Raw genomic sequence first — 6676 nt, 5'->3', positions numbered from 1 at the left:
CACTTTTACTGACCAGACGAATGCGCACCCCCAGAGATGGTTTTATTTGCAGGCGTGCTGACTCTTTGAGAATAATATCCAGCTCTGATTTTTTTTCAATGACGATAAATACCTGATGTCCCATTTGTTGGGCAATTAACGCCGTGCGAATATAGCTGCTGTCTTTATAGCCGTTACAGACAATAGTACTCTTTTGATTGCTAAGCATCCCGATTACTGCCATGAGCTCAGGTTTTGAACCCGCTTCTAAGCCAATAGGATTATTCGGTGATTTTAATAGCTCTCTGACCACACTTTGCTCCTGGTTTACCTTAATGGGGTATACCAATTTGTAAGAGCCTGCGTATTCATTTTCGGTAATTGCTTGCGCAAAAGCTTGGTAAATACGCTGCACTCGGTCATGCAAAATATCCGAACAGCGAATTAATAATGGCAAATGTAAGCCCGTGCGGCTGGCTTCATTTACAATCGCTTGCAATTCAACACCTTTTCTACCTGGGGCGCTGCTAATTTCAATATTCCCGTTGCTATTAATGCTGAAGTATCCCTCACCCCAGTTTTCAATGTTATATAAATTTTCTTCGGGTAATGCATGGATGTTCATAGGATTTGATGTTCCAAAAAAGGATTAACGGGATTTAATAAGCTCATGGTAGGTTTCTGGTTCTCGTTGTTGTGCGAACGGAAATAATCGCCCCCACAAGGCGCGTTTACTGAAATCTAACTCGGCAACTAAGACTGCGGGTTCATTACGCGGTGCTTGCGCTAAAATTTCACCCATGGGAGTACTAATAAAACTACTGCCATAGAATTCTAAATCATCTTCGCGACCAATTCTATTGGCAGCAATAATAAAGGTATTACTCATAATGCCTTGTGCCACCATTACTTTTTGCCACATAGGTTGGCTATCAAAGCCTGGTGCGGTCGGTTCACCACCAATGGCGGTTGGATAAACGAGAATTTCAGCACCTTTTAAGCCATAAATACGTGATAACTCAGGAAACCATTGGTCATAACAGGTGGGTAAGCCCCATTGATGTCCGGCTATAGAATGAACTGGATAGTTTGAATCGCCTGGTTTAAAGTAAAAATCTTCATGGTATTTTTCACCACTGGGAATGTGCTGTTTACGGGTAATGGCAGTTAATTCGCCTTGTTCATTATAGGCTACGGCGGTGTTATAACCGGCTTTTTCAAATAAGGATGCGGTAATGCTTACTTTATTGGCCTTTGCCATTTGCCGCACAAATTGGGCGGTGGGGCCAGTATGGATGTCTTCCATAAAGGGGGTGCCATCAACATCGGAGCGAGTGCAAAAGTAGGGGCTTAGCGTGAGCTCTTGCAAACAAACAACCGTTGCGCCTTGTTGAGCTGCTGCATGGATTCCGGCCGCGAGTTTGTCTTGATGTTCTTGGGGATTTTCATGCCATTGTTCTTGTACTAGTGCTACGCTTAGTGTTTTAGGTGCCATTAAATTACTCCTATCGTGAATTAGGGATCATAAGAAGAAGCCCTTACGAGGTAAGGGCAAAGAGGTTTAAACCGCGTGATAAAATAGGTCATCGGGCCGTCTAGGATAAGTGTGTTGACAATGTGGCGGCATTTGCTGGGTCTTCTTGTTTCTTAGCGGGACTAGCAAAAGAAGAGTGCATATTGCTGGCAACGGAGAGGGTATTCGCATTCATTGCTTGGCGAATGAGCGCAAATGGATTGGCTTTGTCATGAGCGGAGGTGGTCAATGATTTTAAACCTTCTTCGACTTTTTGGCGTGTTTCCGCAGCGGTTATTTGTGCTAATTTCACGCCAATATGTTGCGCTAACTCGTCTTTGATGGGGGTAAATAAATTGGCAAAGAGTAGGCAGTGCTCGCGGCTAAAATCACGACTGGTAAAAAATTGTTCTGGTTGGGCGCCTAATAAGAGGCACTCAATATTACGCTGTAAGGTAAAGGCGATGTTAATCTTTTCGGTAAGTGGGCTTTTCGGGAATGCGCTCTTGAGCAATTGAGCTGTTCTATTACGTTCTTCTGGGGCTAGTGCCGCCAGTCGTTCTGCAAGGGCTGCTTCATGATTTATTAATACGTGTAAAGCAAAATACTTGTGTTCATTAAAAAGATCTAATGAATCTTTTAATATTGTATGCGGTCTTGGATTCTCAGGATCTAGTAAACTAAACATTCGGGTTTTTACCTGATGCAAGGGAAAGATTATTGCATGGAATGTACCTTGGCTGCTATTCATTGGTGAACCCAAAGCATTTAAAGCGCGACCAAATTCTTTAAGTTTCTCTGGCGGGCATTTAGAAACCATTGCACTGGCAAGGATTGTTTTTCTGTCGTGGTCGAGCGCATCGAGGATTTCTTGGTGTTCAGCTAATACATCACCATCATTTAAATGGTTATAAGGGTTATCAAATCCTAATATCTCATTTTTGCTATAGGCCATTTTATGTTTCCTTAACGTTTAATGGTGGATAAGGGGTACTATTCTAACGTATTTTTGCGGATCACTATACGACTCTTGCAGCAGAGTCAACAGCTTTTTTTCTTCTGTACTACAATTATCTAACCCCTCGTTTATTCTAGCGGGTTAAATTTGTACAACCATGGTAGCGGATTAAAATTAAACTGTCATGAGATTATGCTAAAGTTTTCTGAAAAAAAGTCGAATAAGATATTAGATGCACGTTTTGCCTTTTAAAATTACAATAACAACAAGGAGTAGGCAATGTCTAAAAATCATTTATTACAAGACCCTTTTTTGAATGAGTTACGTAAAGAAAAGGTGCCTGTTTCCATTTTTTTAGTAAATGGAATTAAATTACATGGAGTCGTCGATTCTTTTGATCAATACGTAGTGATGTTAAAGAATTCGATTACCCAGATGGTTTATAAGCATGCAATCTCTACGGTGGTTCCTTCACGTGCAGTGAAAGTTCCTACGGAAGAGGGAACTGGTGGAAGCGAAGGAACTGTGGCAGACTAGACACACTTTATAACAATGTAAGTTGTGTGGTGGTATTTAGTTAAGGATTTGCATTGCTATGCACGCTCTTTAACTAAGCACCATTAAGCCTTATTACTCAATTTACATTGCTTTATTCTAGGTGTTTTTGTCGGAGAATTAGGTAGTGTTTGAACGTCCGCAGGGTGGTGAGCGAGCTCTATTAGTGCAATTGGCACTGCCTGGGGTTGATGCTGAGAAAGCATTGCAAGAATTTGAAGAGTTGGCGCGTTCTGCAAATGCAGAAGTGCTGGATTGCGTTTTAGGCACACGCGCTACTCCCGAGGCTAAGTATTATGTAGGTAAGGGCAAAGCTGAGGAAATTGCGCAGCTCGTTAAGGCGCTTGATGCTGAATTGGTTTTAGTCAATCATGAATTATCCCCATCCCAAGAACGAAATTTAGAACGCTTGCTTGAATGCCGGGTTGTCGATCGCAGCGGTTTGATTCTCGATATTTTTGCGCAACGGGCGCGAACTTTTGAGGGTAAACTGCAGGTTGAACTGGCGCAATTACAACATTTATCAACACGTCTGATCCGTGGTTGGACGCATTTGGAGCGGCAAAAAGGCGGTATTGGTTTGCGTGGTCCGGGTGAAACGCAATTAGAAACCGACCGGCGTTTACTGCGCGAGCGGATTAAATACATTAATCGCCGCCTGGAAAAAGTACGGTGTAGCCGTGATCAGAACCGCCAAGCACGACGTAAAGCCGCAATGCCTACCGTCTCCTTAGTGGGTTATACCAATGCGGGTAAATCAACCTTATTTAATGCGTTGACGGGGGAGCGTATTTATGTAGCAAATCAATTATTTGCGACTTTAGATCCCACGATGCGGCAGTTAAGTTTACCGGGCGCTTCTGGCGTAATTTTGGCCGATACGGTAGGGTTTATTCGTGATTTGCCGCACCATTTAGTTGAAGCCTTCCGCGCGACATTAGAAGAAACGCAACAGGCCGATTTATTATTGCATGTGATTGATATTTCCGATCCGCATTGGCGTGATACCGTCTTTTCGGTACAGCAGGTATTGGATGAGCTTGGAGTCAATGACATTCCAGTAATCCAAGTCTTTAATAAGATTGATTTGCAAGAGGGCTGGGAAGCCAAGATTGATTATAATCAAGAGTGGTGCAAAGTCTGGATTTCCGCTGCCGCCAATATTGGTCTGGATTTATTAAAAGAGGCGATTAGCACGCAGCTACATGGTGCCGTGCTGATTGAGGATGTAGTCCTAAAGCCCGTTCAGGCAAAATTACGGGCGCAATTGTATCAATTAGGGGCGATTTTGCATGAATCATTAAGCGATGAAGGTGATTGGTTACTTAAGATTCGGATTACGCGGGCACAAAAACAGCGTTTGTTCGCGTCCGCGTCTAAGTGAGGTCTTAGCCGTTTTTGGTTGTGTCGGTAATGGCTTTTTCTAATGCTCTAAGGTCTTGGCCGCCATACAAGGTATTAACCAACTCACCTTGTGGATTAAATACAAAGGTAACCGGTACACCAACTATATCACCTAAGCCTAAGGCAAAGGCTGGATCAGAACGTAAAGAAGGGTATTGGATATTTAGTTTTTGAATCAAGCTATGTTGTTGTGGCGAAGGCAATGCATCATAGTTTACGGCAAACAAAGCGACTGGATCTTGTTCGTGTTTGCGATAAAAACGATTAAATTCAGGGATTTCGGCAACACAGGTTTTGCACCAGCTAGCCCAGTAGTTAATCAATACCCATTTTCCTTTTAATGAGGAAAATGAAATGTCGTGCCCGCGTAGGTCTTTAAGGAGAACTTCGGCGTGCCCCACTGTGGCTGTGCTGAGTAAAATGACAGCGGACAGGAGAAATTTTATTATCGAATTCATGCTTACCTCATGCGAATATTGGAATGGCAATCTATTTATGGTGCTCACAGCAAAACATATTTTGTTGAACAATGCCAGTACATGCGTTTATATTGTCGTTAATCTCACTAGCACCGTAACCTCTTAGCATTGGATTACTAATTACAAATGATTTTTGTCACTATTTCAACCAATTTTCCCAATATAGGTCTATACTTGTCTATGATTTTCACTAAACTAAGGATAGTATCATGTATAAAAAACTTATTGGAACACTGGCATTAGTGTGCACTTTAGTTATCAGTTCAACAGTGTTTGCTCATTCTGGAGGCTGTGGTGAAGGAATGAAGAAAATGCTTGAATCAATAAAACTTGATGACGCGCAAAAACAAAAAGTAACGCCTATTTTAGATAACTTAAAAGCCAGTATGAAACAAAGTGGTGAGCAAATACGTGATTTGAGCAAACAAATTAATGCGCAGGTTACTTCAGGTTCAATGGACCAAGCAGCCGTTAATGATTTAATCGACAAAAAAGTTAAATTGTTAGGTGATCTGATGAAAGCTAAAGTTATGGCTAAAAGTCAAATCTATGCGATTTTGAATGAGCAGCAAAAAGCACAATTACAAAATAAAATGAAACAAATGGAAGAGAAATGGGCTGAGAAATTTAAACGCTGTCATGATCAAGATTAATTTCTTCCTGCCTTCTTTTGCCCCCTGTTTTTTGGGGGCAATTTAGCGAAATACCAACAATCCTAAAATAATCATCCATCCATGAAAAATACTTGTTTTTAGCTAGTTTATCCGCATCTAAGTTGCTGGATATTTCTCTAAAGGGGAATTCAATTTTTTGAACTATGCTTAAATAATAACCCGGCGTAAGTCAGTTGCCGTGCTTATGCAGGAAACTCTGGTCTAATAGGAGGTATCGTCATGGGCAATATTAACGTAGAGCGATTAATAAATGGTGTATTGATTCGCGAAGGTGCCGGGGTAAAATTGCATCGTTATATCGGTGTTGAACGCACCGATGATTTTGATCCTCTTTTATTGCTTGATTATTTTGATAGCAATGACCCTATTGATTTTATGGCAGGTTTTCCCCCACATCCGCATCGTGGTTTTGAAACCATTACTTATTTGCTTGATGGTGCAATCACCCATGAAGATAATAAAGGACATCAAGGAACGATTGGTGCTGGCGACGTGCAATGGATGACAGCTGGCAAAGGCATTGTTCATTCTGAAATGCCCTCTACTGAGCGTGGGCGCTTGAATGGTTTGCAGCTGTGGTTAAATTTACCAGCAGCCGAAAAAATGCGTGAGCCGCGCTATCAGGAACTGTTGAGTGCGCAATTGCCGGTGGAAAAAAATGCAACGGGTGCCTTGATTAAAGTGATCGCTGGTCAAACGGATAAGGGAACCCGCTCGCCGATTGCTGATATTGCAACAGCGCCTTTATTTTTTGATATTACTTTGCCGTTGGGTGCCCACATGCAACAACATATTCCCAATGATTATCAGGCCGTACTGTTGGTAATTTCAGGCGCAGTACTGATTGGTGAACAGGTGGTACAACAAGGCGTCTTGGCGAAACTTGGCGCGGGTGATGTGCTGACCGTAAGTGGTGAAAAAGACAGTCAATGCCTATTGATTGCTGCCGTAAAATTGCACGAACCTATTGTTCGTCATGGTCCTTTTGTGATGAATACGACCATGGAAGTGATGCAGGCTTTAGATGATTTTCGTAGGGGTAAGTTTTGACTACTAATTAAAAATTGTGAGGGCTTGGCTAGGGTGTGTTGACATTTTGTCGTTAACATATTAG

General features: G+C 42.0%; 7 protein-coding genes and 1 pseudogene. 4 read left to right on the top strand and 4 right to left on the bottom strand.

What is annotated here, in order from left to right; translation table 11 throughout:
* The 3 genes and pseudogenes from LDG_RS02130 to LDG_RS02120 all read right to left on the bottom strand — a co-directional run.
* A pseudogene (locus LDG_RS02130) lies at nt 1-604 on the bottom strand (biosynthetic arginine decarboxylase); the annotation flags it as partial.
* Between the two features lie 24 nt (nt 605-628).
* The gene (locus tag LDG_RS02125) at nt 629-1474 is read right to left on the bottom strand and encodes a carbon-nitrogen hydrolase (protein ID WP_006869465.1); all 846 of its coding nucleotides are present in this window, start codon (nt 1472-1474) and stop codon (nt 629-631) included.
* A gap of 100 nt (nt 1475-1574) precedes the next feature.
* Nucleotides 1575-2447 (bottom strand): hypothetical protein, encoded by an 873-nt coding sequence (locus tag LDG_RS02120; protein WP_006869464.1) that lies wholly within the window; start codon nt 2445-2447, stop codon nt 1575-1577.
* A 282-nt stretch (nt 2448-2729) separates the two neighbouring features.
* Between LDG_RS02120 and hfq the strand changes: the two genes are divergently transcribed.
* Together hfq and hflX are read left to right on the top strand one after the other, a co-directional pair.
* A complete protein-coding gene (gene hfq, locus LDG_RS02115; protein ID WP_006869463.1) occupies nt 2730-2987 on the top strand; it encodes an RNA chaperone Hfq in 258 nt (85 codons plus the stop codon).
* A 145-nt stretch (nt 2988-3132) separates the two neighbouring features.
* On the top strand, nt 3133-4389 hold the full coding sequence (gene hflX, locus LDG_RS02110; RefSeq protein WP_006869462.1) for a ribosome rescue GTPase HflX: 1257 nt from the start codon (nt 3133-3135) through the stop codon (nt 4387-4389).
* Nucleotides 4390-4393: 4 nt separating this feature from the next.
* Here hflX and LDG_RS02105 read toward each other — a convergent pair whose 3' ends face one another.
* The gene (locus LDG_RS02105) at nt 4394-4867 is read right to left on the bottom strand and encodes a TlpA disulfide reductase family protein (RefSeq protein ID WP_040534162.1); all 474 of its coding nucleotides are present in this window, start codon (nt 4865-4867) and stop codon (nt 4394-4396) included.
* Nucleotides 4868-5097: 230 nt separating this feature from the next.
* Here LDG_RS02105 and LDG_RS02100 point away from each other — a divergent pair, with 230 nt between their 5' ends.
* Nucleotides 5098-5541 carry a Spy/CpxP family protein refolding chaperone gene (locus LDG_RS02100; protein WP_006869460.1) on the top strand — a complete coding sequence of 148 codons (444 nt, stop codon included), beginning with the start codon at nt 5098-5100 and terminating at the stop codon, nt 5539-5541.
* A gap of 240 nt (nt 5542-5781) precedes the next feature.
* Nucleotides 5782-6612, top strand: a complete 831-nt coding sequence (locus LDG_RS02095; RefSeq protein WP_006869459.1) for a pirin family protein — start codon at nt 5782-5784, stop codon at nt 6610-6612.
* The last annotated feature ends 64 nt before the right edge of the window (nt 6613-6676 follow it).

The organism is Legionella drancourtii LLAP12, from assembly GCF_000162755.2.
Classification (GTDB): domain Bacteria; phylum Pseudomonadota; class Gammaproteobacteria; order Legionellales; family Legionellaceae; genus Legionella; species Legionella drancourtii.
This window is presented reverse-complemented; position numbering and strand designations above follow the sequence as displayed.